The 25,575-nt window shown below is 48.0% G+C and carries 26 protein-coding genes; 21 read left to right on the forward strand and 5 right to left on the reverse strand.

Annotated features, from left to right (window positions below; all coding sequences use genetic code 11):
* Positions 1–7: 7 nt before the first annotated feature.
* The gene (locus WCN91_RS14635) at positions 8–799 is read right to left on the reverse strand and encodes a crotonase/enoyl-CoA hydratase family protein (RefSeq protein ID WP_342680106.1); all 792 of its coding nucleotides are present in this window, start codon (positions 797–799) and stop codon (positions 8–10) included.
* A 259-nt stretch (positions 800–1,058) separates the two neighbouring features.
* On the opposite strand from WCN91_RS14635, the gene WCN91_RS14640 reads away from it, so the two are divergent.
* The 5 genes from WCN91_RS14640 (at position 1,059) to WCN91_RS14660 (ending at position 7,138) form a co-directional block, all read left to right on the forward strand.
* Entirely contained in the window at positions 1,059–2,246 is a 1,188-nt protein-coding gene (locus tag WCN91_RS14640) for an efflux RND transporter periplasmic adaptor subunit (protein ID WP_342680107.1), read from the forward strand.
* 11 nt (positions 2,247–2,257) lie between these two features.
* Entirely contained in the window at positions 2,258–5,386 is a 3,129-nt protein-coding gene (locus WCN91_RS14645) for an efflux RND transporter permease subunit (RefSeq protein WP_342680108.1), read from the forward strand.
* Between the two features lie 106 nt (positions 5,387–5,492).
* A complete protein-coding gene (locus WCN91_RS14650) occupies positions 5,493–5,807 on the forward strand; it encodes an HI1450 family dsDNA-mimic protein (protein ID WP_342680109.1) in 315 nt (104 codons plus the stop codon).
* 9 nt (positions 5,808–5,816) lie between these two features.
* A complete protein-coding gene (locus tag WCN91_RS14655; protein ID WP_342680110.1) occupies positions 5,817–6,644 on the forward strand; it encodes a DUF481 domain-containing protein in 828 nt (275 codons plus the stop codon).
* Positions 6,645–6,664: 20 nt separating this feature from the next.
* On the forward strand, positions 6,665–7,138 hold the full coding sequence (locus WCN91_RS14660) for a hypothetical protein (RefSeq protein WP_342680111.1): 474 nt from the start codon (positions 6,665–6,667) through the stop codon (positions 7,136–7,138).
* Positions 7,139–7,183: 45 nt separating this feature from the next.
* Here WCN91_RS14660 and WCN91_RS14665 read toward each other — a convergent pair whose 3' ends face one another.
* Positions 7,184–7,669, reverse strand: coding sequence for an FKBP-type peptidyl-prolyl cis-trans isomerase (locus tag WCN91_RS14665; protein WP_342680112.1), 486 nt, complete (start codon positions 7,667–7,669; stop codon positions 7,184–7,186).
* Between the two features lie 13 nt (positions 7,670–7,682).
* A complete protein-coding gene (gene ygfZ / locus WCN91_RS14670; protein ID WP_342680113.1) occupies positions 7,683–8,588 on the reverse strand; it encodes a CAF17-like 4Fe-4S cluster assembly/insertion protein YgfZ in 906 nt (301 codons plus the stop codon).
* Positions 8,589–8,732: 144 nt separating this feature from the next.
* Between ygfZ and WCN91_RS14675 the strand changes: the two genes are divergently transcribed.
* Both WCN91_RS14675 and WCN91_RS14680 read left to right on the forward strand, forming a co-directional pair.
* Positions 8,733–8,984 carry an FAD assembly factor SdhE gene (locus tag WCN91_RS14675; protein WP_342680114.1) on the forward strand — a complete coding sequence of 84 codons (252 nt, stop codon included), beginning with the start codon at positions 8,733–8,735 and terminating at the stop codon, positions 8,982–8,984.
* Complete coding sequence (locus tag WCN91_RS14680; RefSeq protein ID WP_342680115.1) at positions 8,965–9,405, forward strand: protein YgfX; 441 nt, start codon at positions 8,965–8,967, stop codon at positions 9,403–9,405. The genes WCN91_RS14675 and WCN91_RS14680 overlap by 20 nt, the downstream gene beginning before the upstream one ends.
* On the opposite strand, the gene nadB is transcribed toward WCN91_RS14680, so the two are convergent.
* Positions 9,395–10,996 carry an L-aspartate oxidase gene (gene nadB / locus WCN91_RS14685; protein WP_342680116.1) on the reverse strand — a complete coding sequence of 534 codons (1,602 nt, stop codon included), beginning with the start codon at positions 10,994–10,996 and terminating at the stop codon, positions 9,395–9,397. The two genes, WCN91_RS14680 and nadB, sit on opposite strands and share 11 nt — an antisense overlap.
* 208 nt (positions 10,997–11,204) lie before the next feature.
* On the opposite strand from nadB, the gene rpoE reads away from it, so the two are divergent.
* From rpoE to pdxJ, 10 genes are all read left to right on the forward strand, one after another.
* A complete protein-coding gene (gene rpoE, locus WCN91_RS14690; RefSeq protein WP_342680117.1) occupies positions 11,205–11,786 on the forward strand; it encodes an RNA polymerase sigma factor RpoE in 582 nt (193 codons plus the stop codon).
* 2 nt (positions 11,787–11,788) lie between these two features.
* Positions 11,789–12,394, forward strand: coding sequence for a sigma-E factor negative regulatory protein (locus WCN91_RS14695; protein WP_342680118.1), 606 nt, complete (start codon positions 11,789–11,791; stop codon positions 12,392–12,394).
* Positions 12,395–12,400: 6 nt separating this feature from the next.
* A complete protein-coding gene (locus WCN91_RS14700; protein WP_342680119.1) occupies positions 12,401–13,342 on the forward strand; it encodes a MucB/RseB C-terminal domain-containing protein in 942 nt (313 codons plus the stop codon).
* A gap of 8 nt (positions 13,343–13,350) precedes the next feature.
* Positions 13,351–13,800 carry a SoxR reducing system RseC family protein gene (locus tag WCN91_RS14705; RefSeq protein WP_342680120.1) on the forward strand — a complete coding sequence of 150 codons (450 nt, stop codon included), beginning with the start codon at positions 13,351–13,353 and terminating at the stop codon, positions 13,798–13,800.
* A 68-nt stretch (positions 13,801–13,868) separates the two neighbouring features.
* Positions 13,869–15,656, forward strand: a complete 1,788-nt coding sequence (lepA, locus tag WCN91_RS14710) for a translation elongation factor 4 (RefSeq protein ID WP_342680121.1) — start codon at positions 13,869–13,871, stop codon at positions 15,654–15,656.
* 21 nt (positions 15,657–15,677) lie between these two features.
* The gene (lepB, locus tag WCN91_RS14715) at positions 15,678–16,613 is read left to right on the forward strand and encodes a signal peptidase I (protein WP_342680122.1); all 936 of its coding nucleotides are present in this window, start codon (positions 15,678–15,680) and stop codon (positions 16,611–16,613) included.
* Positions 16,614–16,615: 2 nt separating this feature from the next.
* Positions 16,616–17,293: a ribonuclease III gene (gene rnc / locus WCN91_RS14720; protein WP_342680123.1), complete on the forward strand. Its 678-nt coding sequence runs from the start codon at positions 16,616–16,618 to the stop codon at positions 17,291–17,293.
* Entirely contained in the window at positions 17,283–18,194 is a 912-nt protein-coding gene (gene era / locus WCN91_RS14725; protein ID WP_342680124.1) for a GTPase Era, read from the forward strand. The genes rnc and era overlap by 11 nt, the downstream gene beginning before the upstream one ends.
* Positions 18,195–18,198: 4 nt before the next feature.
* Positions 18,199–18,894 carry a DNA repair protein RecO gene (gene recO / locus WCN91_RS14730; RefSeq protein WP_342680125.1) on the forward strand — a complete coding sequence of 232 codons (696 nt, stop codon included), beginning with the start codon at positions 18,199–18,201 and terminating at the stop codon, positions 18,892–18,894.
* A gap of 6 nt (positions 18,895–18,900) precedes the next feature.
* Positions 18,901–19,632, forward strand: coding sequence for a pyridoxine 5'-phosphate synthase (gene pdxJ / locus WCN91_RS14735; protein WP_342680126.1), 732 nt, complete (start codon positions 18,901–18,903; stop codon positions 19,630–19,632).
* A 508-nt stretch (positions 19,633–20,140) separates the two neighbouring features.
* Here pdxJ and WCN91_RS14740 read toward each other — a convergent pair.
* The gene (locus WCN91_RS14740) at positions 20,141–21,046 is read right to left on the reverse strand and encodes a LysR substrate-binding domain-containing protein (RefSeq protein ID WP_342680127.1); all 906 of its coding nucleotides are present in this window, start codon (positions 21,044–21,046) and stop codon (positions 20,141–20,143) included.
* A gap of 145 nt (positions 21,047–21,191) precedes the next feature.
* Between WCN91_RS14740 and WCN91_RS14745 the strand changes: the two genes are divergently transcribed.
* The 4 genes from WCN91_RS14745 to WCN91_RS14760 form a co-directional block, all read left to right on the forward strand.
* A complete protein-coding gene (locus WCN91_RS14745; RefSeq protein WP_342680128.1) occupies positions 21,192–22,058 on the forward strand; it encodes a DMT family transporter in 867 nt (288 codons plus the stop codon).
* Between the two features lie 363 nt (positions 22,059–22,421).
* A complete protein-coding gene (locus WCN91_RS14750; protein ID WP_342680129.1) occupies positions 22,422–23,396 on the forward strand; it encodes a transposase in 975 nt (324 codons plus the stop codon).
* A 521-nt stretch (positions 23,397–23,917) separates the two neighbouring features.
* Positions 23,918–24,532 (forward strand): hypothetical protein, encoded by a 615-nt coding sequence (locus WCN91_RS14755; RefSeq protein ID WP_342680130.1) that lies wholly within the window; start codon positions 23,918–23,920, stop codon positions 24,530–24,532.
* A 375-nt stretch (positions 24,533–24,907) separates the two neighbouring features.
* Positions 24,908–25,575 (forward strand): IS30 family transposase (locus tag WCN91_RS14760; protein WP_342675822.1); only part of this gene is annotated, 668 nt, incomplete at its 3' end.

Below are 25,575 nucleotides of genomic sequence, written 5' to 3' on the forward strand. Positions count from 1 at the left end.
GACATGCTTACCAAGAGCGGCGGTGTTGATAGTCATATTGTTTATCACTGCTGGCGTTTTTAACGGCGATACGGGTATTTTTACACATAAGCAGGCGCACTTGCGACCAGGTTTCTCTTGCTAACTGACGCCTGTGACCTTGGCGGTAAGCACTGGTGGTCAGGCGCTTAATGGCGGCCATAGCATCAGGGGAGCGCTCGATGATATCGGCGATCAGCTGCTGCGCCGCGGCCATAGGGTTTTCCTCTAAGGTAGAGATAAGCCCAAGTTCCAGTGCTTCACTGGCCTCAATAGGCTGCGCCGTCAGCGCCAGGCGTTGATAGTCATCGGCTTTAAGCAGGCTGGGAATAATCAGGCTGGCGCCCATATCCGGACACAAACCCCAGCGCGCCTCCATAATGGCAAAGCTGGCGTCTTTGGTGGCAATGCGAAAATCGGCACCCAAGGCAATTTGCATGCCGCCGCCCCAACAGCGCCCTTGTATCAAGGCTATTACTGGCACATTTAGCTCTTGCCAGCCCAAGGTAACTCGCTGTGCCAGATTTTGATTTCCCGGCAGCCATTTAAATAGTAAAGACAGCACCTGGCGCGGTTTGGCCATCACACCTTTAACATCCAGGCCACTACAAAAGTCCTGACCTTGGGCATCGAGAATTACGGCGCGTATATCTTTGCGTTTTTTAATGGTTTTTATAGCCTTATCAAGTTGTTTAAACATTTCATAATCTAAGGCGTTACGCTTTTTTGGCCGCGCTAGGGTGACATGGGCTATTTGTTCTTTAAAGCTGAGCGTTATCATTATTATCTCCTCTTACCACTAGCAATGTAACGCAAAGAATTACCCATGTCATTTTGTTGTACAAGTGCTTTGCTAATATGTATCTATTAAAAATTAGATAGTTGTTTATATCATATTTACATGCTCTAAGTATAAATACAGTAAGTCACAATTTAGTCTATATTTTCAAAGAACTGGGAAGCGCTATTGAGGTCGACATGAGGTAATCTCCGCGGGGATTAATCGCGCTTATCATTATTAGCTATCAAGGAGAGGAAGTATGCCTGGCGTACCTTCGCATAAAAGTTCATTTACAAAGAAGATCTTAGCCGTGGCGCTTAGCGGCGCTACGTTAATATTGGCACCTGGGTGTTCGGAAAAGCCCGTTGCCAATCAAAATACGCCAGCTCCTGCGGTATCGGTTTATGATGTGCAAGTGGAAGAAATTGGACAATATCGTGAGTTTGTAGCTCGCACCGAGGCTTATCAGGAAGCCAGTATTCAGGCGCGGGTGTCCGGCGAACTGATCGAGCGCACCTTTATTGAGGGCTCTAAAGTTGAAAAAGGTCAGTTGCTGTTTAAGATTGACCCTTCCGAATATCGCGCCAGCGTCAGTGAGCTGGAAGCCTCATTACGTAGTAATAAGGCCATTGCTGACAGAGCCGAACGCGACCTTAAGCGCGGCCGTGAAATAGCTAGTGATGGCTTTATTTCTGCCGCCGACTTAGACAAGTTAGAAACCAACTACAACCAGGCGCTTGCTGCAGTTAAAGCCGGCGAGGCCGGGTTGGAAAAAGCAAAATTAAACCTGGGCTACACCGAAATTAAAGCGCCTTTTAGCGGCCTTATCGGTAAAGTAAATTACGATGTGGGTAATATCGTAGGTCCTAATTCAGGTTCACTTGCGGAATTGACCGACATAGACCCCATCTATGTTAACTTCCAGGTAGAAGAAGCGGATTACATCACCTACCAACAGCAGCAACAGCAAAAGAACGCCGATCCTACTAAGGTGCAATTAGACCTTGCCCTGCGCCTGCCTAATAACACGGATTTTGCGCAAAGCGGTGAACTCGATTTTGCCGATACCAAAATCGACCGCAGCACAGGTACGGTTGAATTGCGCGCTAAATTTGATAACCCGAACGGCATAGTCAAGCCGGGTCTGTTTGTGACCCTGATTGTTGAAAGTAAGGAAAAGCAAAAGCAGGCTCTGGTGCCCCAGGCGGCGGTGCAGGTGAATCAGCAGGGCAACTTTGTGCTGGTGGTTAAAGAAGATAACACGGTAGCACATCGCTTGGTGAAATTAGGCCGTCGTATTGATGCCATGTGGGTTGTTGACTCGGGCCTTGAGCAAGGCGAGCGAGTGATAGTTGAAGGCTTACAAAAGGTGCGTTCAGGCATTAGCGTGCAGCCAGTGCCAAAGCAGATAGACAAAAAAAACGGCACCCTTAGCGACAAGCAATAAGAGAGTCTCCAATGATCAGTAAGACGTTTATTTATAGACCGAAATTGGCCTTGGTGATCTCCATTGTGATCACCCTCGCCGGGCTTATTGCCATGACTCAATTGCCGGTCAACATGTATCCGCAAATTACTCCTCCTCAGGTTCAGGTGTCGGCTTTTTACGCCGGTGCCAGCGCCCAAACCATAGAGGAAACCGTGATCCGGCCCATTGAAGAAAAGATCAATGGTGTCGAGGGCATGATGTATATCGAGTCCACCGCCAGTAATAATGGCTCGGCCACTATTACTGTGTTTTTTGAGGTAGGCACGGATACCGATATGGCCCAGGTGAATGTGCAAAACCGGGTCTCCTTAGCCGAACCCTTATTGCCGCAAGAAGTGCGCCGTCAGGGTGTGTCGGTGAAGAAGATGTCGAGCAATATGTTGATGGGTGTGAGTCTGTACTCGAATAACCCGGATATGGACTCCAGCTTCTTAAGTAACTATGCCACTAATTATCTGACCGAGCCGCTCAGTCGTATTCCAGGCGTGGCAGAGGCCAGTGTTATGGGAGACATGACTTATTCCATGCGGGTCTGGTTAAGGCCGGATAAAATGGCCTCTCTTGGGGTCACGGTTGCGGAAGTGAAAACCGCCCTAGAGGAACAAAATACCCTGGTGGCCGCCGGTAAGCTGGGTGCCTCTCCGGCGCTTCCGAATCAGCAATTTGAATATGCGATTCAAGCACAGGGACGCTTTATAACGCCGCAGGAATTTGGCGAAACCATTATTCGCTCTAACCTGGATGGCGATTTTGTTCGCTTAAAGGATATTGCCCGTATTGAGCGCGGCGCCAAAAGCTATGCTGGTACCGCCAAGCTAAACCAACAAGACACCGGCTTTATCGTTATCTATCAGCTTAGCGATGCCAATGCGACTGAGGTTGCCGAAAAGGTTAAAGCGCGGATGGAGGAACTGTCAAAGCAGTTTCCTGAGGGGCTTGAATATAAAATCCCTTATGACACCACCAAGTTTATCAACCGCTCTATCGAAGAAGTTAAAGTGACCCTGTTCCAGGCGGTAGGCCTGGTGATCTTAGTGGTCTTCTTATTCTTGCAGAACTGGCGCGCAACCCTGGTTCCGACCCTGGCAATTCCGGTTTCACTTATTGGCACCTTTGCCGCCATGTTGGCTATGGGTTTTTCCATCAACCTTATCACCTTGTTTGGTTTGGTACTGGCCATAGGCATAGTGGTGGATGATGCCATTATTGTTATCGAAAACGTTGAGCGTATTTTACGAGAAGAACAGCTGCCGATTAAGGATGCGGTGTTTAAGGCCATGTCTCAGGTAGGTGGTCCCATTATTGCCACCACCTTAGTATTGCTTGCGGTGTTTGTGCCCGTTGGCTTTATGCCGGGGATCACAGGTGAGCTGTATAAACAATTTTCTGTGACCATCTCTTTTGCGGTACTGATTTCATCGGTCAACGCCCTGACCCTGAGCCCGGCTCTTTGTACCTTGTTGCTCAGTGCCGAGAAAATGAAGCCGATTAAATGGCTGCGTCCGTTTGAGAATGTGATCATCAGCTCGACCAAGGGTTATACAGGAATTATCGGCTTTTTACTTAAGCGTGCCGGTCGTATCGGTATTATTGTTGTAGTGCTGTTTGTGGCCACTGGCTGGTTGGCGAAAAACGTGCCTACGGGTTTTGTGCCACCGGAAGACCAGGGTTTCGTATTTGTTGATATCCAGCTTCCGGATGCGGCGGCCTTAGGACGTACCGATGCCGTGGTGCAAAAAATAGGTGACATCATAGCGCAAGATCCGGCGACCGCAGACTTTATTGGCGTATCGGGCTTTTCACTATTAGGTGGCGCCGGCTCTAACAATGCTTTGGGTGTTGTTGTACTTAAAGACTGGGAGGAGCGTACTACGCCTGAGTTGGGACTAAACCAAATTATTAGCCGCTTACAGGGGCAATTATGGGCGCTGCCCGATGCTCAGGCCATGGTTTTTAACGTCCCGTCTATTCCGGGATTGGGTGCCAGCTCCGGCTTTGAATATCGCTTACTGGATTCCGAAGGGCGCGACCCTGCCGAGCTAGCTGGGGTGATGAATGGCTTGATTTATGAGGCCAATTCACGCCCTGAGCTGCAAAGCGTATTTAGTACCTTCCGCGCCAACTCGCCGCAATACTTCCTGGAAGTTGACCGTAACAAGGCCAAAGCGCAAGGGATCACCCTGGGTAATATTTTCCTGACCTTGCAGGCTCAGCTGGGGTCTTTGTATATCAATGACTTTAACCAGTTTGGTCGTACCTATCAGGTGAATGTTCAGGCTGAGGCCGAGTACCGTGCCAAGCCAGAGGACTTGCAGTATTACTATGTGCGTAATAATCAGGGGGACATGGTGCCGCTGACCACGGTTGCCACCTTGCGACCTATACTTGGCCCAACCAGCATGAATCACTTTAACCTGTATCGCAGCGTGAGCGTCACAGGTAATGCCGCTCCTGGTTATTCTACCGGTGATGCCATTAAGGTAATGCAGGACCTTTCTGCTGAATTACCGGACGGTTATGTGTTCGACTGGGCGGGGCAAACCCGTCAGGAAATTATGGCTGGAGATTTGGCAGCAGTCTTGTTTGCTTTAGCCGTGCTGTTCGTGTTCCTGTTCCTGGTGGCTCAATATGAAAGCTGGACTATTCCATTTTCGGTTATTGCCGCCGTGCCACTGGCAATTTTCGGCTCCATGAGTACCCTCTATATGCTCGGCATGACCAATAATATTTATGCCCAGGTCGGCTTTGTATTATTGATAGGCATGTCGACTAAAACCGCGATTCTGATCGTTGAGTTTGCTATGGAGCAAAGAGCCGCCGGCAAGACTATTTTCGAAGCCGCGAAAATAGCCGCAGAACAACGTTTCCGCGCCGTACTTATGACCGCCTTGTCGTTTGTACTCGGGGTGTTGCCTTTGGTATTGGCGACCGGTGCAGGTGCCGCCAGTCGGGTGTCTCTGGGTGTCACAGTGATGTCGGGGATGATAGCCGCCACCGTGCTCGGTACCTTGTTGGTTCCACTCTTCTACACCTATGTGCAGCATATGCGTGAGGGGGTTAAGCGTAAGTTCGGGATGGAGCCGAACCCCCAAGATTAAAAAATATCAACAAGCCGGGAATTTCCCGGCTTTTTATTGGTCGTATGCACATTGCCCATAACTTTTGTTATTATCGGCTCAAACAAGAGTAAATAAAGAAGCCAGCATGTCCGGACCCAGATTATTTAGCGCCGAAGAGATCACTCATCACGCGTATGAAGTGTTTTTAGAGCTCGCTCCCGAACATTTGAGCGAACAGGATATTGATGACTTTAATGCTCACAGAGAAGAGCTGGGTTTTATTGAAGAAAGCGAACCAAGCGCTCACTGGCAGGGCATAGTGGCAATGGAAATCGAGCCAGAATTTTACAGTGAAGTGACCATAGGTCTGGAGCTGGAAAATGAAGATATCGTTTTTGCCCGGGTGTTGATCAGCCGTGATCAGGACGCCCCTTTTTGTCACGTTATTTGGAAAGAGTAAGTAGTTAGTATGCGGTTTTTGGTAGTCCTCCTTGGTTGTTGTAGTTTGAGTTGTTGGGCGGTTGATCCGTTTGAAGACTTTCACGAATACGGACAATTAACGGATGCCGAAATCCATGAAATACATCAGGGCGAAATGTTTTATGGTGACGCCGAGTTCGGCTTTATCGTCACCAAGGGCAACACCGACTCAACCAGCTTTAAACTGCGTGCCAACGTCTATCAGGATTTCACCCACTGGCGAAATCAGTTTAAATTCGACTCCTTGTATCGTCGCGACGCCGACAGCGAAACCGGCGAAGAAACCATCTCAGCGCAGCGCTTTTTTGTCTCCGGACAATCCAACTATAAGGTGGGCAGTGAAGACGCCTCCTTATTTTTGTACGGGGATTACGAAGACGACGCATTTTCCGGCCTGGATTTTAAAGCGACGGTGGCAACCGGGTACGGCAATCGCCTGTATCGCGGCGTAAAAAACACCGTGGATTTTGATATAGGTCCCGGACTTTATGTATCTAAGGTGGAGACTGATGAGGCCGAAGGCGAGGATGAAATCGAGCAAAATGAGGGTGATGTGACCGGTTATCTGTTGCGCCTTGCCCTGCAGTGGGAGCGCAAGGTGTCGAAACGCACCCGCTTTAACCAGTTTATTAGTGCCGAGCAATCCTTGTCTGGACTTAACTCGCGGTTAAAGTCGGAAACTTCCTTAATTAGCCAGATCATGGGCCAGCTATCGTTAAAGTTTGCCTACTTGTATCGCTATAACTCCAAGCCGGAGACGCTAAAGCACAACTATGACTCCGAGCTAAGCGCCACCTTTGTCTACAGTTTTGATTAATTCTTAAGAGTTTAATTTCTATGTATCAGCATAAACAATATGCCTGGGCTATTTTGGCCCTAATCTTGTGGATCGGCACCTTTGTCGGTATGGCGTTCTACCTTATGGGCAGCGATGGCCCCATGCTCTTGTTTGCAGCAATACTGGCTGTGTGTGCCTTTTTATTCCATGGCTTGACGGTACGAGTGGACGAGCAGGGGGTGGAGTGGTTTTTTGGCCCGGGGATAGCTAAGAAACGCTTGGCCTTTAGTGAAATTAAATCGGTAGCAGTAGTCAGTAATTCGTTTCGCCACGGTGTTGGCATACGCATTACCCATGATGGCTGGGTCTACACTGCTAATGGCTTTGCCGCTGTGGCTATTGAGTTAGAGGACGGGACCTTTTATCGGGTTGGCAGCAATGAGGCCGAGCAACTGGCTGAGGCCATCAACAAGCATTTGCCAGAGCCTTCGCTGGAGCCATCGTCAGAGCTGTCGGCTGGCCAAGAAGCATAAAAAAAGGACGCATCAGCGTCCTTTTTTGTCAGCGAAAAAGCTTTCTTAGTGATCGTGACCACAGCCACCTTCGCCATGGGCATGACCATGGGCTAACTCTTCGGCGGTGGCATCGCGTACATCAACTACTTCTACGTCGAACTTCAAGGCAATGCCCGCTAGCGGGTGGTTACCGTCAACAATCACGTCTTCACCCTGGATATCAACTATGATCACGGTTTGCTCGCCATCATCCGTGGTGGCACGGAACTGCATGCCAACCTCAATATCCATGCCTTCAAACATGGCCTTAGGTACCGCCTGCATTAGTTGCTCATGACGCTCACCGTAGCCGTCTTTTGGCTCAACTTCGACGCTAAAGGTGTCGCCAGCCTGTTTACCTTGAAGCGCATCCTCCAGGCCAGGGATCAAAAAGCCGGTACCTACGATAAATACCAGTGGCTCGCCATCGAAGGTGTTGTCTATGGTGTTGTCCGCTTTGTCGACCACACTGTAGTGCATAGTAACGACTTTGTTGTCAGCTATATTCATAATGTATTCCAGATTAATCTTCTGTCAGTGAGTAAGGCAAAGGTGCAATGGTGAACAGCACCTGAGGAGCGTGTTTTGCGCGAAGCTGAACATCTTGCTCAGTATCATTTGGCAACACGGCAAGGCCAAAAAGTTCGCCATTGGCGCTGGCTTGGGCGATTAAGCTACCGGCGCGACGCCAGTTTTCGCCAACCTGGCGCTCTAAGTCGAGTGGGTTTTGCTCTGCATCTAGCTCGGGGGCTAGGATACCCTCATGCTCAGCGCGTAGCACAAACATGGCGCGCTTGTTTTTACCCAAGTATTTCATACGGGCTACGGTTTCCTGACCTGTGTAACAGCCCTTGTTAAAGCTGATACCACCTAGAGCTTGCAGGTTAACCATTTGCGGCACATAAGCGTCGATAGCTTCGGCATTCAGGCTTGGCTCGCCGGCTTTAATTTGTGCACAGACAAACTCATCGCCTTGTTGTGGCTCGGGCAGAACGCTACTGTCGCCAATAAAGAGGGTGCGTTGGTCGTCTAATAATAGTGCTAGGTTGTCTTGCCATTGGTGGGCATTGCCGCTGATGTCGATATTTAAGTGGCTGGCCAACTCAGCTTTGGGCGCTATCACTCCCAATACCTGGGTATCGAGCTGTTCGATTTCGACCTTGCTAAATACCGCGTATTTTTTTAACTCGGTAAGAGCAAATTGTGCTTCGGTGTTTGAGCAAATAAGCACATAGCCTTGCTGATACTGGCTAATGCGAAAACAAGCCCACAGCTTGCCTTTGGCGTTACACTGACCGGCCCAGCGCCAGGTGTTGGCGTCTATATCGTTGACGTCTTGCGTCAACTGACCTTGCAGGTATGACTTGGCATCATCACCATGAACATAGATGGCGGTGTTTTCGGTAGCATAAACCGACAAAGTGGACATGCATGACTCCTTTAGTGCACGAGCAATTACTGTGCTTAGTGTAACTTAAGCACTTCTTTGATGACAGCGCCTTAGCGTAAAATAGCTGTGAGCCACAGGAGATTTTGTTACACTGCTGGGCAGCAGACTATTGAGAGGAAAACCATGGCGAATTTAGATAGTAAGGCGCGTTTACGTTGGGCATGTCGTCGCGGCATGTTGGAGCTGGATGTATTGTTTATGCCATTTGTCGAGCAGGGTTATGATGCCTTAAATGACGAAGACAAGGCGGTATTTCAACGTTTACTTGAGGCGGATGACCCAGATTTGTTCGCCTGGTTTATGGGCCATGAACAATGTAAGGACCCTGAGCTAGCGCGCATGGTAAAAATCATCCTTGACCGCGTTCGTGTTTAGCGGCGCCTTCTCAAATAATACCCCACAACACCGCCCGGTTATGGCGGTGTTTGTTTTTGTCTATGCGTTATTGATCTTGGCGCACCCGCAATGGCTTTGGGCGCTGTGCAGTGCCTTAATTCTGGCCTTAGGTTATGCCCATTTTTGGTATCGTTTTCGTCGCTGTTGGCCATATCAGGGCAATTTGCTGATCCAAGGACAACGCGCCGAAGTGCATCAAGCTGATGCTTCTGTTAGCGGCCGGATATTGGCTCAATCCCGGATTTATCCGGGTTTAATTCATTTGCAGCTGCAAGATGATATGGGCGGGAAACCTCATCATGTCTTTATTGCCGCCAGGGCTATGACGCCCGAACACTTTCGTGAGTGTGCTCGGGCGGTACAATTGGCGCTAAGCCAGACTAGGCAGCCTAAGGTTTGAGCTCGGTAATACGAGCTTCGCTCAGGTGCTCTGGATAATCCAGGGTGTAGTGCAGGCCACGGCTTTCTTTGCGCGCCAAGGCACTGCGGATAATTAGCTCAGCTACCTGCACCAGGTTGCGCAGCTCCAGCAGATCATTGCTGATGCGGAAATTGGCATAATATTCACAGATTTCCTGCTGCAGTAATTCTACCCGGCGCAGAGCTCGCTCCAGACGTTTGGTGGAGCGCACTATGCCGACGTAATCCCACATAAAGAGGCGCAGTTCATGCCAGTTGTGGGTGATCACTACTTCTTCATCCGAGTCGCTTACCCGGCTGTCGTCCCATTGTGGCAAGGCCGTGGGCTCATATGGCAAATTCAACTTGGCGACTATGTCCTTGGCTGCCGCATGGGCAAAGACGATACATTCTAATAATGAGTTGCTGGCCATACGGTTGGCGCCATGGAGCCCGGTGTAGGCGACTTCGCCAATGGCGTAAAGATTGTCTAAATCCGTTTTGCCGTTAAAGTCGGTCATCACTCCACCACAGGTGTAATGGGCCGCTGGCACTACGGGAATGGGTTCCTTGGTAATATCTATCCCCACACTTAAGCACTTGGCATAAATGGTGGGGAAGTGCTCGATAATAAATTCTTTATCGCGATGGGAAATATCCAGGTAGACGCAATTGGCTCCCAGGCGCTTCATCTCAAAGTCGATGGCCCGAGCCACTACATCACGCGGCGCCAGCTCGGCGCGCTCATCAAATTCCGGCATAAAGCGGGTACCATCCGGGCGCAGTAGATAAGCGCCTTCGCCACGCATCGCCTCGGTGATCAAAAAGTTTTGCAACTTAGGGTGATACAAACTGGTGGGGTGGAACTGGTTAAACTCCATATTGGCAACGCGACAACCGGCGCGCCAGGCCATGGCAATACCATCGCCGCTGGCTACATCCGGGTTGGAGGTATAGAGATAAACCTTGCTGGCGCCGCCGGTAGCCAAGGCTACAAAGCGGGCGCTGATGATCTCGACTCGCTCCTTGGCGCGGTTAAATACGTAAAGGCCATGACAATGCTTGCCTTCTTTGCCGAGCTTGGCATCTGTGATCAGGTCGATGGCGTTGTAGTTTTCCAACAGGGTAATATTGGGGTGGGCCAACACCCGCTCAATCAAAGTGGTTTGCACCGCGCGGCCGGTGGCATCGGCAGCATGCAAAATACGGCGATGGCTGTGGCCGCCTTCACGGGTTAGGTGATAGCGCTCATGACCCTTGTCATCGGTTTCCATATCGAAGGGCACACCCTGCTCAATCAACCAGCGCATACAGGCTTTGGCATTGGAGGCCGTATAGTGCACAGCCTCGCGGGAGCACAGACCATCGCCGGCGGTGAGGGTGTCTTCAACATGGGATTCGATGCTGTCGTTTTTCTTATCGAATACCGCCGCAATACCGCCTTGGGCGTACAGGGTTGAGCCCTCGTTAAGGTCGCCTTTGCTGAGTACGGTTACGTGACAATGGTTGGCCAGAGAAAGCGCCAAAGACAGGCCAGCGGCACCGCTGCCGATGATAGCAACGTCGCTGTGATGTTGTTTATTCGGGTTCATGTTATAGTGTTGAGCCGAGGTTTATATTACCTATTATGTTGCCTCTATATGTATCATATTTGCCGCCTGGGCACGACTGAAGTTAACTAAGAACAGAAAAAAAATGCAGTTATTGCGAACTTTTTCTTGTCGACCCAGTCAGACTGAGTGTATTTGGTAGCTTGGATACAAGATAAAAGCAAAATAACGCAGAGGAGTACCGGCTCGAATGAGCGAGCAGGATTTTGATTTAGCGCTGGTAAGAAAGGTTCAACAGGGAGATAAAAATGCTTATAACCTGTTGGTCGCCAAATATCAGAACAAAATAGCAGGATTGATATCGCGTTATGTTGCCAACCAAGGTGACATTGCAGATGTAGCTCAAGAAGCCTTTATTAAGGCGTATAGGGCGCTGCCTAATTTTAGGGGCGACAGCGCGTTTTATACTTGGCTGTATCGTATTGCCGTGAACTGTGCAAAGAACTATTTGGTTGCACAGGGGCGCAGGCCGCCGGCAAATGATGTCGATGCTGATGATGCTGAGTTTTATGAAGGTGCAGATTCACTGCGTAGTAATGCCAGCCCAGAAAATTTGCTGTTAAGTGACGAGGTCAGAGACGTCATTTTTGCCACCATTGATAAGCTACCTGAAGATTTGAAAACAGCCATCACTTTACGAGAACTAGAAGGGATGAGCTATGAGGAAATCGCTGCGGTAATGGATTGCCCAGTAGGTACGGTACGTTCACGTATATTCCGTGCCCGTGAAGCGATAGACAATAAGTTAACTCCGTTAATAGGTGAGTCGTAATTATGACTAAAGCAAAGTGTAGTGAGCAGGACAAAGCCTTAATTTCCGCCTTAGTGGACAATGAAGCCAGTGTCGATACGCTTAACCTTGCTGATGTAGATAGAGATACATTGGCTCGTTACAGCCTGATTGGCAATGTGATGCGCTCCGAAACAGCACCTAGCATCCAGTTAGATATAGCCGCGCAGATAGCTCAACAACTTGAACAAGAACCGGTTCATGCGCAATTCGGCCAAGAGTCTAAGTCGAGCAAGGAAGCACAACCGCAGCAGGATAACGTTATCCGCGGTACCTGGTGGCGTGGCATTACGCAAACCGCCATTGCTGCCAGTGTGGCCGTGGTTGCGGTACTGGGCGTACAGCAATATGGTGCGACGGACAATGGTGCCGATGAACTACCGCCCTTGCAGTCTAATCCATTTATTGGTGCGGCCTCACCGGTGAGTTATTCTTCTCAGCCGGCGCTTGAAAATGCCGAACGTGGTTTACGTGAATTACAACATCAGCGCATTGGCGCCCTGGTATTAGAGCATCAGCGTCAGACTCGTGAAGCCGCGCATTTAGCAAACACGGCAAACAAAGATGAGCAAGAACAACAGGAACAATAATAGTTAATGAAGTACCTTTATGTTGTGCTAGTGAGCCTGTGGCTGTTCCCGGCCCAGGCTAAGTCGGAGATGACCGCCAAGCAGTGGCTGGACAATATGGCCACCGCGGTTAAACAGCGCAACTTCGTCGCCTCATTTGTGGTGGTGAAAGACCGCGCCATGGAGCCTTACCGTTGGAGTCACGGTATTTATGAAGGGCAGGAGCTGGAATTACTGACCTTGCTCAACGGCGCCGGCCTGGAAATGGTGCGCGTTGACGATCGCGTTACCTATTACGAACCCCAAGCTCAACCTTACTCGGTAAAAACCTCGGCGATCAGCGGACCCATCCCGGAAGTGCTGTTTGGCGATGTGGAACAACTGGCGCAAAACTATAGTTTCGTGCTTGGCAACAAGGGCCGTATTGCCGGTCGTCCCGCACAGCTGTTGCGCATTGAAGCCAAAGATCAAGACAAATACAGCTACTGGGTCTGGCTTGATACCGAAACCTCATTACTGCTCAAATCCGCCTATGTGAACAATCAGGGCGAATTTTTAGAGCAATTGCAACTAAGCCATATCAATGTCTCGGAAACCCCAGCTTCGGAGTTACTTGAGATCAGCCGTCGTGAATTCCCAGCGCCTTTGCCTCGTAATGAAGAGCCAAGCTACCAGGGAAGTTGGCAAATAGGCTGGTTACCCCAAGGCTTCGAGCTGCTTAAATCAGACCGCCATAAGCTCAATTTAAATAACGAGCTGGCGGATTATTACTTGTATTCCGATGGCCTAGTGGAAGTGTCGGTATTTGTGCAGCGGCCTTTGGCCGGGCAACGTCCGAGCGGCTCTTTAACCTCGGGTGCCACCACCATTTATATTCATAATGCCGGTGCCTTCGATGTGTCGGTGATAGGTAATATCCCCGTCGCTACGGCAAAGAATATTGCCGAGTCGGTACAGCGACCCCTGTAGTTAAGCCCATGATTGAACAAGTTCTTACCGTGGTCGCCGTCAAGGGCGACACCGCGTTTTTACAAGCCGAGCCTAAGCCGGCTTGTGCCGGTTGTAATGGCAAGTGCGGCTCGCAAGTGTTCTCCAAGTTATTCGGCACAGATAAAAAGCGTTTTCCCTATCAATTTAGTGAGCCTGTGAGCGTTGGCCAAAAGGTGAAATTGGCCCTTGATGATTCCCATATAGTGATGAGCTCCTTTGTCGTTTATATCTGGCCGCTGTTGTTCGCCTTGGTAACAGCTGTGCTTGCGCAGACTGTTTTCGGTGTCGGTGAAGGGCTGCAAATAGGCGCCGCATTTGTTGCAGGACTTGCTGGTTTTATCCTTGCTAAACATAGGCTTAAGCGTGTTGTTCATGATGTAAAAGTGATAAAGGTTTACCCTCTGAGCCTGCCATTATCGCAAAGAGATGGTGATTAGCGTCAATAACAGGTAAAATTGCCCCTTTGTTTACCCGAGCTCAGTTTTAAGAAGTCAGAATCCAATTTATGAAGCATATCCGTAACTTTTCGATTATCGCCCATATTGACCATGGTAAATCGACCCTGTCTGATCGTTTGATCCAAGTGTGTGGCGGCTTATCCGACCGCGAAATGCAGCAGCAAGTATTGGACTCAATGGAGCTTGAGCGTGAACGCGGCATTACCATTAAGGCGCAGAGTGTAACTCTAAACTACACCGCCAAAGATGGTGAAACCTACCAGTTAAACTTTATCGACACTCCGGGACACGTGGACTTTTCATACGAAGTATCGCGCTCGCTAGCGGCTTGTGAAGGCGCGCTGCTGGTTGTTGATGCCGGTCAGGGTGTTGAAGCGCAAACTCTGGCCAACTGTTACACCGCCATCGAAATGGACCTGGAAGTAGTGCCAATCTTAAACAAGATTGACCTGCCGCAGGCCGATCCGGACCGTGTTGCCGAAGAAATTGAAGACATAGTTGGCATTGATGCCACAGATGCGGTGCAGTGTAGCGCCAAAACCGGTATCGGCATCGATGACGTGCTAGAGCGAATCGTGCGTGATATTCCTCCGCCGCAAGGTGATGTGGATGGCCCGTTAAAAGCACTGATTATTGACTCTTGGTTCGACCCGTACCAGGGTGTTGTGTCACTCGTGCGTATTATGCAAGGTGAGCTTAAAGCCGGTGACAAAATTAAGATCATGTCGAACGAGCAAGTTCATATTGCCGATAAAGTAGGTATCTTCACTCCGAAGCAGACCAACACGGGTACGCTGAAAACGGGCGAAGTAGGCTTTATTATCGCCGGTATTAAAGAAATCCACGGTGCGCCTGTGGGCGATACTATTACTTTGGCACGTAATTCTGCACAAGAGCGCCTACCTGGCTTCCAGCGCGTTAAGCCGCAGGTTTACGCCGGTATGTTCCCTATTTCTTCAGACGAGTATGAATCATTCCGTGATGCTCTTGATAAACTGAGCCTAAACGATGCCTCGTTGTTCTTCGAGCCGGAAAACTCAACAGCCCTGGGCTTTGGTTTCCGCTGTGGCTTCTTAGGCATGCTGCACATGGAGATCATCCAGGAGCGTCTGGAGCGCGAATACGATATTGACCTTATCACCACGGCACCGACCGTAGTGTATGAGGTAGAAACTAAAGATGGCACGATTCAAATCGATAACCCGTCGGAGCTGCCGCCGGTAAACGACATTCTTGAAATTCGTGAGCCTATCGTAGAAGCCAATATTCTTGTACCGCAAGAGTACCTGGGGAACGTCATTACCCTGTGTATTGAAAAGCGCGGTATGCAAACCAAGATGAATTACCACGGCAACCAGGTAGCGGTAACTTACGAGCTGCCCATGGGTGAAGTGGTAATGGACTTCTTCGATAAGCTGAAGTCAACCAGCCGTGGTTTCGCATCACTGGATTACAACTTTAAAGAATTCCGCACCGCCGACATGGTACGTGTAGATATTCTTATCAATGGCGATCGCGTTGATGCCCTGGCCATTATTTGTCACCGTGACAATGCTCAAGGCCGTGGCCGTGAGCTGGCCGAAGCACTGCGTGAACTGATTCCACGTCAGATGTTCGATATCGCCATTCAGGCGGCCATCGGCAACCATGTTATTGCTCGTTCAACGGTTAAACAACTTCGTAAAAACGTAATCGCCAAGTGTTATGGTGGTGACGTGAGCCGTAAGAAAAAGCTACTGCAAAAGCAGAAAGAAGGTAAGAAGCGCATGAAGCAGCTGGGTAACGTTGAAGTTCCTCAAGATGCCTTCTTGGCGATTTTGAAAGTCGGCAAATAATAACAATAAAGGACACCACTGATGGCTGGATATTTTTCCATATTTTTAGTGCTACTTACTTTGGCCTCGGGCCTGATCTGGTTGATAGATCATCTGGTTTATGCCCCCAAGCGCAAGCAGCTTATTGCCCTTGCCGAGGGCGCCAGTGGTAAGCCGCTGGACGAGGAATTAAAAGAGGAAATCGCACCTGTGCCTGTGCTTACCGAGCATGCCAAGTCGATTTTCCCTATGATAGCCATCATTACCCTGTTTCGTTCGTTTTTGTTCGAACCGTTTCAGATCCCATCGGGCTCTATGATGCCAACTCTGTTGGTAGGCGACTTTATCCTGGTACAAAAATACTCTTACGGTATTAAGGACCCGGTATGGCGCTCTGAGCTGGTAGCTACGGGCAAACCGGAGCGTGGTGATATTGCCGTGTTTAAGTTTCCGCCTAAGCCGGATCTGGACTTTATCAAGCGTGTTATCGGTTTGCCGGGCGACACCATTGTGTATCGCAATAAGCAGCTGTATATCAAACCGCATTGTGAGCAAGGTCAGGCCGAGCAGGGCAGCTTGCTTTGTGGCGAATACAACAAAATTGCACTAGATATAATTAATAAAGATGAGTTTATGCAAGGGAGCCAGCAACTTGTGCGTCTTGAAGAAGACCTCGATGGCCTTAAGCATGATATTTTAATAAACCCAAGACTGCCTGAGTTTAAGAGCAAGTACTATCAGCAACAAGGCACCAAGATTGACGAGTGGGTTGTTCCCGAAGGTCATTATTTTATGATGGGCGACAACCGCGACAATAGTGAAGACGGTCGCGCTTGGGGATTCGTTCCAGAGCCTAACCTGGTAGGTAAAGCGGTCTTTATTTGGATGAGTTTTGAATTTGAAAACACAGCCGATGACTTCTTGCCAAGTTGGGTGCCAACCAGTGTTCGCTTTGAACGCTTAGGTAATATTCAGTAACAATGAAGAAAAACGTAACAGAACTGTACAGTAAAATAGGATATAGCTTTATTGACCAGGGCTTGCTTGAGCAAGCCCTGACTCATCGCAGCCATAAGGGCCAGCATAACGAGCGCCTGGAGTTTCTTGGTGACTCGATTTTAAGCTTTGTCATCGCCAACGCCTTGTATCACAAGTTTCCTAAGGCGCGCGAGGGCGATTTGAGCCGCATGCGCTCAACCTTAGTGCGTGGCCAAACCCTGGCCGAATTTGGCCTTGAGTTTAACCTTGGCGAGTACCTGCGCCTGGGCCCAGGTGAGCTTAAAAGCGGCGGTTATCGCCGTGAGTCGACCCTGGCCGATGCGGTAGAAGCCATTATTGGCGCCGTATTCCTGGACTCAGATATCGATACCTGCAGCGACTTGGTATTGCAATGGTACGCTTCGCGCCTGGACTCTATTTCCCCGGGCATGAATCAAAAAGACCCTAAGACTCTGCTACAAGAGTTTTTACAGGCCCGTAAGTTACCCCTGCCGGGTTATACAGTGATCGATACCAAGGGTCAGGCGCATAACCAGACGTTCACGGTTGAATGTATCGTTGAAGGGATGGACAGTATTATCTCTGTGGGCAGTTCGCGCCGTAAGGCGGAGCAAAAAGCTGCAGAAAAAGCCTTAAAGATATTAAAGAATGACAGCTGATACGCACACACAAACGCATTGCGGCATGGTGGCCATAGTAGGTCGCCCAAACGTAGGTAAATCAACCTTGTTGAACAAAATTGTTGAGCAAAAGGTGAGTATTACCTCGCGTAAGCCGCAAACCACGCGCCACCGCATTATGGGCATTCATACCGAAGATAATTATCAAACCGTGTATGTGGACACCCCGGGGCTGCATGTGGAAGAGAAGCGTGCTATTAACCGTTTAATGAACCGTGCCGCCTCAAGCTCCATCGGTGACGTTGAGCTGATCATCTTTGTGGTTGAAGGCACCCATTGGACCAATGACGACGAAATGGTGTTGAACAAGGTTTGTGCCGGTAAAACACCTGTGCTCTTGGTAATGAATAAAACTGACCAGGTGAAAGACCAGGAACTGATCCCCAAGCATCTGCTTTGGCTCAGTGAGAAAGGCAACTTTGCCGGTATTATTCCGGTTTCTGCCAAGAATAATCGCAATCTGGAACTGATCAAAAAAGAAGTGCGTAAGCGCCTGCCTGAAAGCGAATTTTACTTCCCGGAAGACTATGTGACCGACCGCTCAATGCGCTTTATGGCGGCGGAGATCGTTCGTGAAAAGCTAATGCGCTTTATGGGTGACGAGTTGCCCTATTCAGTGACCGTGGAAATCGAGCAGTTTAAATGGCAAGACAACGGCGTATGGCAAATTAACGCTCTGATCCTGGTTGAGCGTGAAACGCAAAAGCGTATGGTCATAGGTAACAAGGGTGAAAAGCTGAAAACCATCGGCCGTGAAGCCCGTCGCGATCTCGAAGATATGCTCGACAACAAGGTTTTTCTTGAGCTGTGGGTCAAGGTGAAATCCGGTTGGGCGGACGACGAACGCGCCCTGCGTAGCCTAGGTTACGGCGAAGACTAAGCCCATGAACGCGGGCTTTGAGCGCGCCTTTTTACTGCATCGACGGGCCATTAGCGACTCGCAATGGCTGGTCGATTTTGTCGTCGAAAACCGCGGCCTGATGCGCATGATAGCGCGCCTAAGCGGCAAGCAGGCGATCAAACACAAAGCCCAGTTACAACCCTTCCAAGCGCTCCTTATTCGCTATCAAGGCAATGGCGAGCTCAAATACCTGCAACACTTTGAACTCGACACCGCCTTACCGGCACTGCGCGGCGACAAGCTCTATTGCGGCTTCTATATGAATGAATTGGCGGCGCGCATCATCCCCATCAATGAGCCTCTGGAGCAGATATTCTCACTCTATTTCCAGCACTTGCAGGAGCTCGCAGGAGCTAAAGATCTGGGTGCCAGTTTACGCTGTTATGAGTTGCAGCTGCTGGAGAGCCTGGGCTATGGCGTCAACTTTGACAGCGACTATGAGGGCGATGCCATTGATGCCAAAGGACAATACGATTACTATCCCGAGCAGGGTTGGGTACGCCAGGCACAACCGGTGCAGGGTTACGGTTTTAGCGGCGCGCATATTCATGCGTTTGCCCGTTATGATTTTTGTGAGCCGCAAGTACAAAGGGCGGCCAAGCATTTTTGTCGTTATATACTCAAACCCTTGCTTGGCAACAAACCACTAAAAAGCAGAGAACTATTTAAATCAAGGTAAGGCAGCATGAAAGAGATTCTACTAGGCGTTAACGTTGACCATATCGCCACTTTACGTCAGGCCCGTGGCACCACTTATCCGGATCCGGCCCATGGTGCCGCAGTTGCCGAGCATGCCGGTGCCGATGGCATCACCATTCACCTGCGTGAAGACAGACGTCATATTCAAGACCGTGACGTCTATGTGATGAAAGACACGATTCAAACACGCATGAACCTGGAAATGGCGGTCACCGAAGAAATGCTCGCCATTGCCCTGGAAGTAAAACCGGCCTTTGTCTGCCTTGTGCCGGAAAAGCGTGAAGAGCTGACCACAGAAGGCGGCCTAGATGTAGTAGGGCAGTACGACAAGGTGGCCGATGCGGTAAAACGTTTAAGCGATGCCGGTATTAAGGTGAGCCTCTTTATCGATGCCGATGAAGCGCAAATCGATGCCAGCGTCAAAGCCGGTGCCCCTTATATCGAAATTCACACCGGCGCCTATGCCGATGCCGAAAACGACGCCGAGCAAGCGGCAGAGCTCGAGAGCATCCGCGCTGGCGTACAATACGCCCACGCTCAAGGCCTGGTAGTTAACGCCGGCCACGGCTTGCACTACCACAATGTAAAGCCTATCGCAGCCATGCCTGAGATTTACGAGCTTAACATTGGCCATGCGATTATCGCCCGTGCCGCCATCGATGGCATGGAAAAGGCCGTACGTGATATGAAACGTTTGATGCTAGAGGCGCGGGCCTAAGAGGGAAGGGGTTTCCTGTAGGTCAGGTTTTGCCGACATGGATGGCGGTACTAGGGTAACGCAGGAGCAGTTACCTAACGGCCAGACAACCTTGTTGTGGGCTGATAGATTTTGTCGCGTTGGGCGACGAGTGACCGAAGCACTGCTTCGCAGCGCGAGGAGGTGGAGGCATGGATGCCGACAGGAACCCAGGTTCAGGGATGAATTACTTGCACAAACGGTTAGCTCTTGTCGGGTCGCCGACCTCGACTTAGAGGAAATGCTTGTCCATTTCCGCTAAGAACTCCTGGAAGGGGAGCACCGGCTAACATCACATCATCTGAATAAGTCTAAACTTGATCTGCCAGATTTGATTTATAGAGCTGAATTAAATCTGACAGTGAATAGCCAATTTGTGCCAATAAAGGCCTCTGGCAAACTCATTTTGACTGGCAACTAACAAAACTAAACGGGCGCTGACAGCTACTTCTAAGTAGCTAGTATTCACCTTCAACTCTGATTTAAATAGCTAAGCTGATGCCAGTTCATAACACTGCTGTTTAAGCCAACGACCTAATTTCATAATATCAGGTTGCCTAGCTCGTGTTTCCTTATAGACAAAATAGAAGTTATCTCCGGTATTAAGCTCGTGCATAGGTATGCGCACAAGACTTTGCTGGCGATCCTGATCATCCATCATGTAATTACTAATGAGGGTAATTCCCAAATTATATCGAGCCGCTTCAGCGGCAAGTAAGACATGACTAAATTGATTAATTTTGACGTCTTTGGGTAATTCAAATTTACCACTCATACACCAACGTAACCAGTCGTCACCAAGACTTTCATTTGTATCTGAGTATTGTACTGATAATAACGGGTGTTGCCATAATGAATCAGGTAGAGGCTTATTTCTTAACTGCTGCCAAAGCTTTTTTCCACACACTGGATAAAGTTTTTCAGTAAACATGAATTGATTGACAAAGTTACGTTCCGGTGGATTCGTTGTAATAAAACAATCCGCAAATTGGTCATTATAATCCGGTTGATCCCCGACCATATTTAAAGTTATTTCTATTTCTGGGTGCTGATTTCTAAAATCTTCTAACTTCGGTATCAACCAGTTCACCGCCACAGAGCTATATAAAGCCAAACGAAGATTGCCTGATTTCCCGTGACGTATCATTTGACTGGCATTTGATAGATTTCCTAATGAGTTAGTCACTTCTTCAAAGTAACGTTCCCCGACCTTAGTCAAGGAAAAAGAACGCCCCTGTCGGTTAAACAGAGTTTCACCCAAATAGTCTTCGAGTAATCGAACTTGGTGACTAACCGCACTTTGAGTCACATTGAGGTGCTCAGCAGCTTTGGAAAAGCTATTAAGTCGCGCAACAGCTTCAAAGCATTGCAGGGCACGTAAAGGAGGCAACTTCATTATAAATCTAGCTCATGCTAAAAAAATTTTAAACATTATACATCATATAAGTTATGGAATACGCTAATCATATAACCGTTTTACAAACGTAACTCTATTAATTCAGTTCCATAGACATTTTCTAGAATGTAGCAGGAGTAATGAAATGCCCCAAATAACTGTCGGACTCGCGATGACATTACTTATCATCGGAAATATAATTGGTGTTTTTTCTGACGCTTTGATAAAAACTCTGCCAGCAGATACTGCCATATACCAATTTGTATTATTTCGTCAATTGACCGCAGTGCTGATTTTACTTCCATTTTGTCTACTAAGTAATAAACAAAGCCTCTTCGCTGGCCTCAAATGGCACTTTATACGTGGCCACATTTGGTTATTAGGGGCAGTATTTATGGTATTCGCTCTGGGCGCTCTGCCGTTAGCTACCGTAAATGCTATTTTCTATACAGCGCCTTTGCTTATGCTGCCGTTAGCCATGATATTGTTTCAGGAAAAGCTGACTAGCCACTCAATTGCTGCTGCTGTTTTGGGCTTTATCGGCGTACTTATCGTGGTTAAACCAACACAAATTAATTGGGCAGCGATTGCCGCCCTTGTCGTCGCATTGACTATGGCTGTAAATAATTTATTGGTTCGCAAATTACCTCAGCATCATAATGTGTTCCAAACATTAATGCTCACCAACCTAGTAGGTATCCCAGCCGCACTTGGGTTGGCGTTATGGGAAGGCAAACCTTGGGACTGGACTCCAATGTTAACGGCAACAGGCTCCAATACTTTTATCCTAATTTATGCTGGTATATGTGTATTGGTATATAGAGCAATCGAAGCCAGTAAAATTTCCAGTGCCGAATACACTGGCTTATTAGGTGCTGTAGTTGTAGGGGTGCTGTGGTTCGATGAAATACCGGACCTGAGCTTGGCTATAGGATCTTCTTTGATTATTATTCCGCTGATTTGGTTAGCCAAGGTAGAAGCAAAGATAAAGCAAACAAGTAAAATAATATAAATGATAAAGTTAATCTAACTTTCCAACGTGACCGCGTTTGGGAACGAGCGTTTAACTGCACTACCAAGTGGGATAAATAATAACTAGTTAATTTTTGGAATATTATGACTGAATATAATTTGATATTTTCTGACTATAGTAACTCTTATTTAGAAGACTGTCTTAAGCTGTTCGATCAAAACTGTCCGAAATACTTCGCTACAAACGAACGTCAGGACTATATTGCGTTTTTGCAAAAACAGCCCAAGCTATACAAATTGGACTTATTCTCGGAGAAGATTAACTAAGACACCCACTTCAAAATTTCACACTTTCAGACCCTTTGACTACACTTTGAAGGTGCTACTCAAGGAGGAGTGGATCATGGCAACGCCTCGGAAAAACCAAATCAGTCTGGCAGATACCCTCTATTATCACTGTATTTCTCGTTGTGTACGGCGTGCATTTTTATGCGGCATAGATGCACTGACCGGCCGCTCTTATGAACATCGCCGCGATTGGGTTGAAAGTAAACTGTTGCAGCTAGCGCAAATTTTCTGCATAGATGTGTGTGCCTATGCAGTAATGAGCAACCATACCCATGTGGTACTGCATGTGGATAAGCGCGAAGCCCTGCACTTAACAGATAAAGCGATTGTGCAGCGGTGGCATAAATTATTTAAAGGCACCGTGCTCTGCCAGCGCTTTTTGCAAGGAGAGCAGTTTGATACCGCCGAGTTGTCCGCGCTGCACAGTCGTATCTTGATTTATCGGGAGCGCCTCAGTGATATCAGCTGGTTTATGCGGGTGCTTAATGAAGGGATTGCCCGTCAAGCCAATCGCGAAGATGATTGTACTGGCCGTTTTTGGGAGGGACGCTTTAAGTCCCAAGCCCTCCTTGATGAAGCGGCCCTGGTTGCCTGCTTAGCCTATGTGGACTTAAACCCTATTCGTGCTAAGGCTGCTGATTTACCTGAAAAATCCGACTATACCAGTGTAAAAACCCGCATCGCATCAGCAAAGAAGGGCCAGCAGCCTACAGCCTTAATGCCCTTTGTTGGCAACCCTCGTGAGAAGATGCCGAAAGGCTTGCCTTTTGAGCTACAAAGTTACTTAGAGCTGGTTGAATGGACGGGACGCTGTATGCGTGAAGGTAAACCAGGGCATATTTCATCTGACGCAGCCCCCATACTTGAGCGCCTCGATATTTGTTCTGAAAATTGGTTGGCTCTAACAACCTCATTCACCAAAGTATTTCACGGTGCGGTAGGTAAGGAGCAAGCGTTAACAACCTACTGCCAGCATCAACACAGAAAACGACGTGTGGATTTAGGCAACAGCCAAGCACTGTTTGCTTAAATATCGCTTCTTTCCTCTCAATTCTTGACTAGGCTCGCGAGGAGCAAAATTCGCACATCCAAAATTCACGAAAGTGATAAAAACGAAAGGAGAATTGTCGAAAGCACGGTCGAACTGAGTGGTGCTCGTTTTAAAGTTCTGTTCCCTTGTGTCGTTGCAAAAGCTCATTCTTTAAAGTGGGGTCTTGTATGTTTTCAGATCATGATAAAGTGGTTGATTTCTATGACAGCTCTCCACAACAAAAAGTTAAAACAATGTAGATTGAGGACCTGTCGATAATTCAATTGTCACGAATATCAGGTAACTTCAATAACAAAGTTGAAAAAGGGTATGTTTATGTTAATTATTCCGGTACTTTGTGTAATTGCTATAAGCGGAGCATTATTCAGTGATAGCTTTTTATAACAAGAATAAATTTTGAGAAATACGTGATAAATTCGAACTAACTTATTTGCATCGATTTTATTATACCAAGCTAATACGGTATCTAATTATTTTTAACACATGTAAGATATATCCAAATGAATATCGAAGAGTTACTTAAAAACCAACACCAAGTATTTTTAGCGCATACTCGGCGAATACCTTATACACGGTTTACCTCGTTTTTAATGATGTTGATTGCATCAGTGGTTATTGCGTTTTTTATCGATGTTGGCCCGCGTTATAGTATACGGGAATCGCAAACAAGCGTTATATTAATGGCAGCACCGTTTGTTTTTATATTGTTAGTGTGGTTACAGGCTTTTTTTCAGCGTAGTACCAGTTATAACTCAGATGTGTTTGTTACCCGTAAAGGTGTGAGTATTCCTGATTTAAAAGGGCGTCGAGACTACTTTATAAAATATGCCGATATCGTAAGTATTAACGTGTATTATTTACCGCTAACCCCATTATTCAAATTTGGTCCATACATTACAACGCACTTTTCCCTAACGGATATATTAAACGTGTCTCACGGGGTGTATACATTTAACACCAGAAATTCAGAATTGCTCATTGCGTTTTTAAAGGCGCGCGGGGTACAGGTCAAATATCGTATCGCACGTTGGCCTGTTATTTATATTTTGTTGTTTCCATTGTTTTTTTACGTTTTCGCGGTTGGTATAAAATTAGGCTTAGAGATTGCAAATTAGATGCGAGAATAAATAAGGCAGCATCATTGTCAACGCTGTATGTAAATAGTCGAGAAAAACGCACTTTAGTGCAATATTTTTATAAGCATCTTTATTAATAAGTGGTATATGACTAACTTAATAAAGTAGTCACAATTTGAGTTAATTATGAGAAGTTATGTTATCGCTATTATTACGGGTTGTTTGTTTTGTGCAAATGCTTTTGCTTCAGACAGTGATAACGATAAAGTACTTGATACCTTTGATTTAAATCTATCTTCTAAAGTAAAGCCCGAATTCAGATAATAAGTGCACCACTCATGGTTAAACGGTGAGAAGAGATCAACTGCCTGTTGGTGGTACTCTATCGTCGCCAAACAAACAGAAGTATTTACCATGAGTTACAAGCAGTTGATCGAAGGACAAAGATACCAGATCGAAGCCTACTTACGCGAGGGCTTTAGTTATCGTGAAATAGGCAAACGCCTGAAAGTCAGCCATAGCACTATTAGCCGAGAAGTCAGACGAAATAGGATCCGGGACAATCACTATCTTCCCGAAGTCGCGCAAGCTAAGGCATTTAAAAGGCGTGTTCAAGCTGCAAAGTCGTGTCTATCTAAACAGACCATCACGTTTGTTGAGTTCGGGTTAGAACAAAAGTGGAGTCCCGAGCAAATTGCAGGCGTGGGTCGAGTTATTGGACTGTTAGTGAGTCACACGTGGATTTACGGCTATGTGCAACGGGATAAATTGAACGGCGGCAAGTTGTTTAGGCACTTACGCCAAGGTCACCGCCGTTACCGAAAAGGTAGCCGAGAAAAACGCGTCATCATCCCTAACCGCGTAGGGATTGAGCACCGCCCGGCCATCGTCGACAGGAAAAAGCGGTTTGGGGACTGGGAAGTCGATACCGTTCTCGGTAAGCAAGGGACAGGAGCCATAGTCAGCCTGGTTGAGCGCAAAAGTAAGCTGTATCTGATACGTAAAGTACCAGCAAAGTGCGCGGCTGATGTGAGCCGAGCTATGGTCGGCATGCTGTGGCGTTATCGCCGTCACGTTCATAC

Source organism: Pseudoalteromonas qingdaonensis (assembly GCF_038739665.1).
GTDB classification, from domain to species: Bacteria; Pseudomonadota; Gammaproteobacteria; order Enterobacterales; family Alteromonadaceae; genus Pseudoalteromonas; species Pseudoalteromonas qingdaonensis.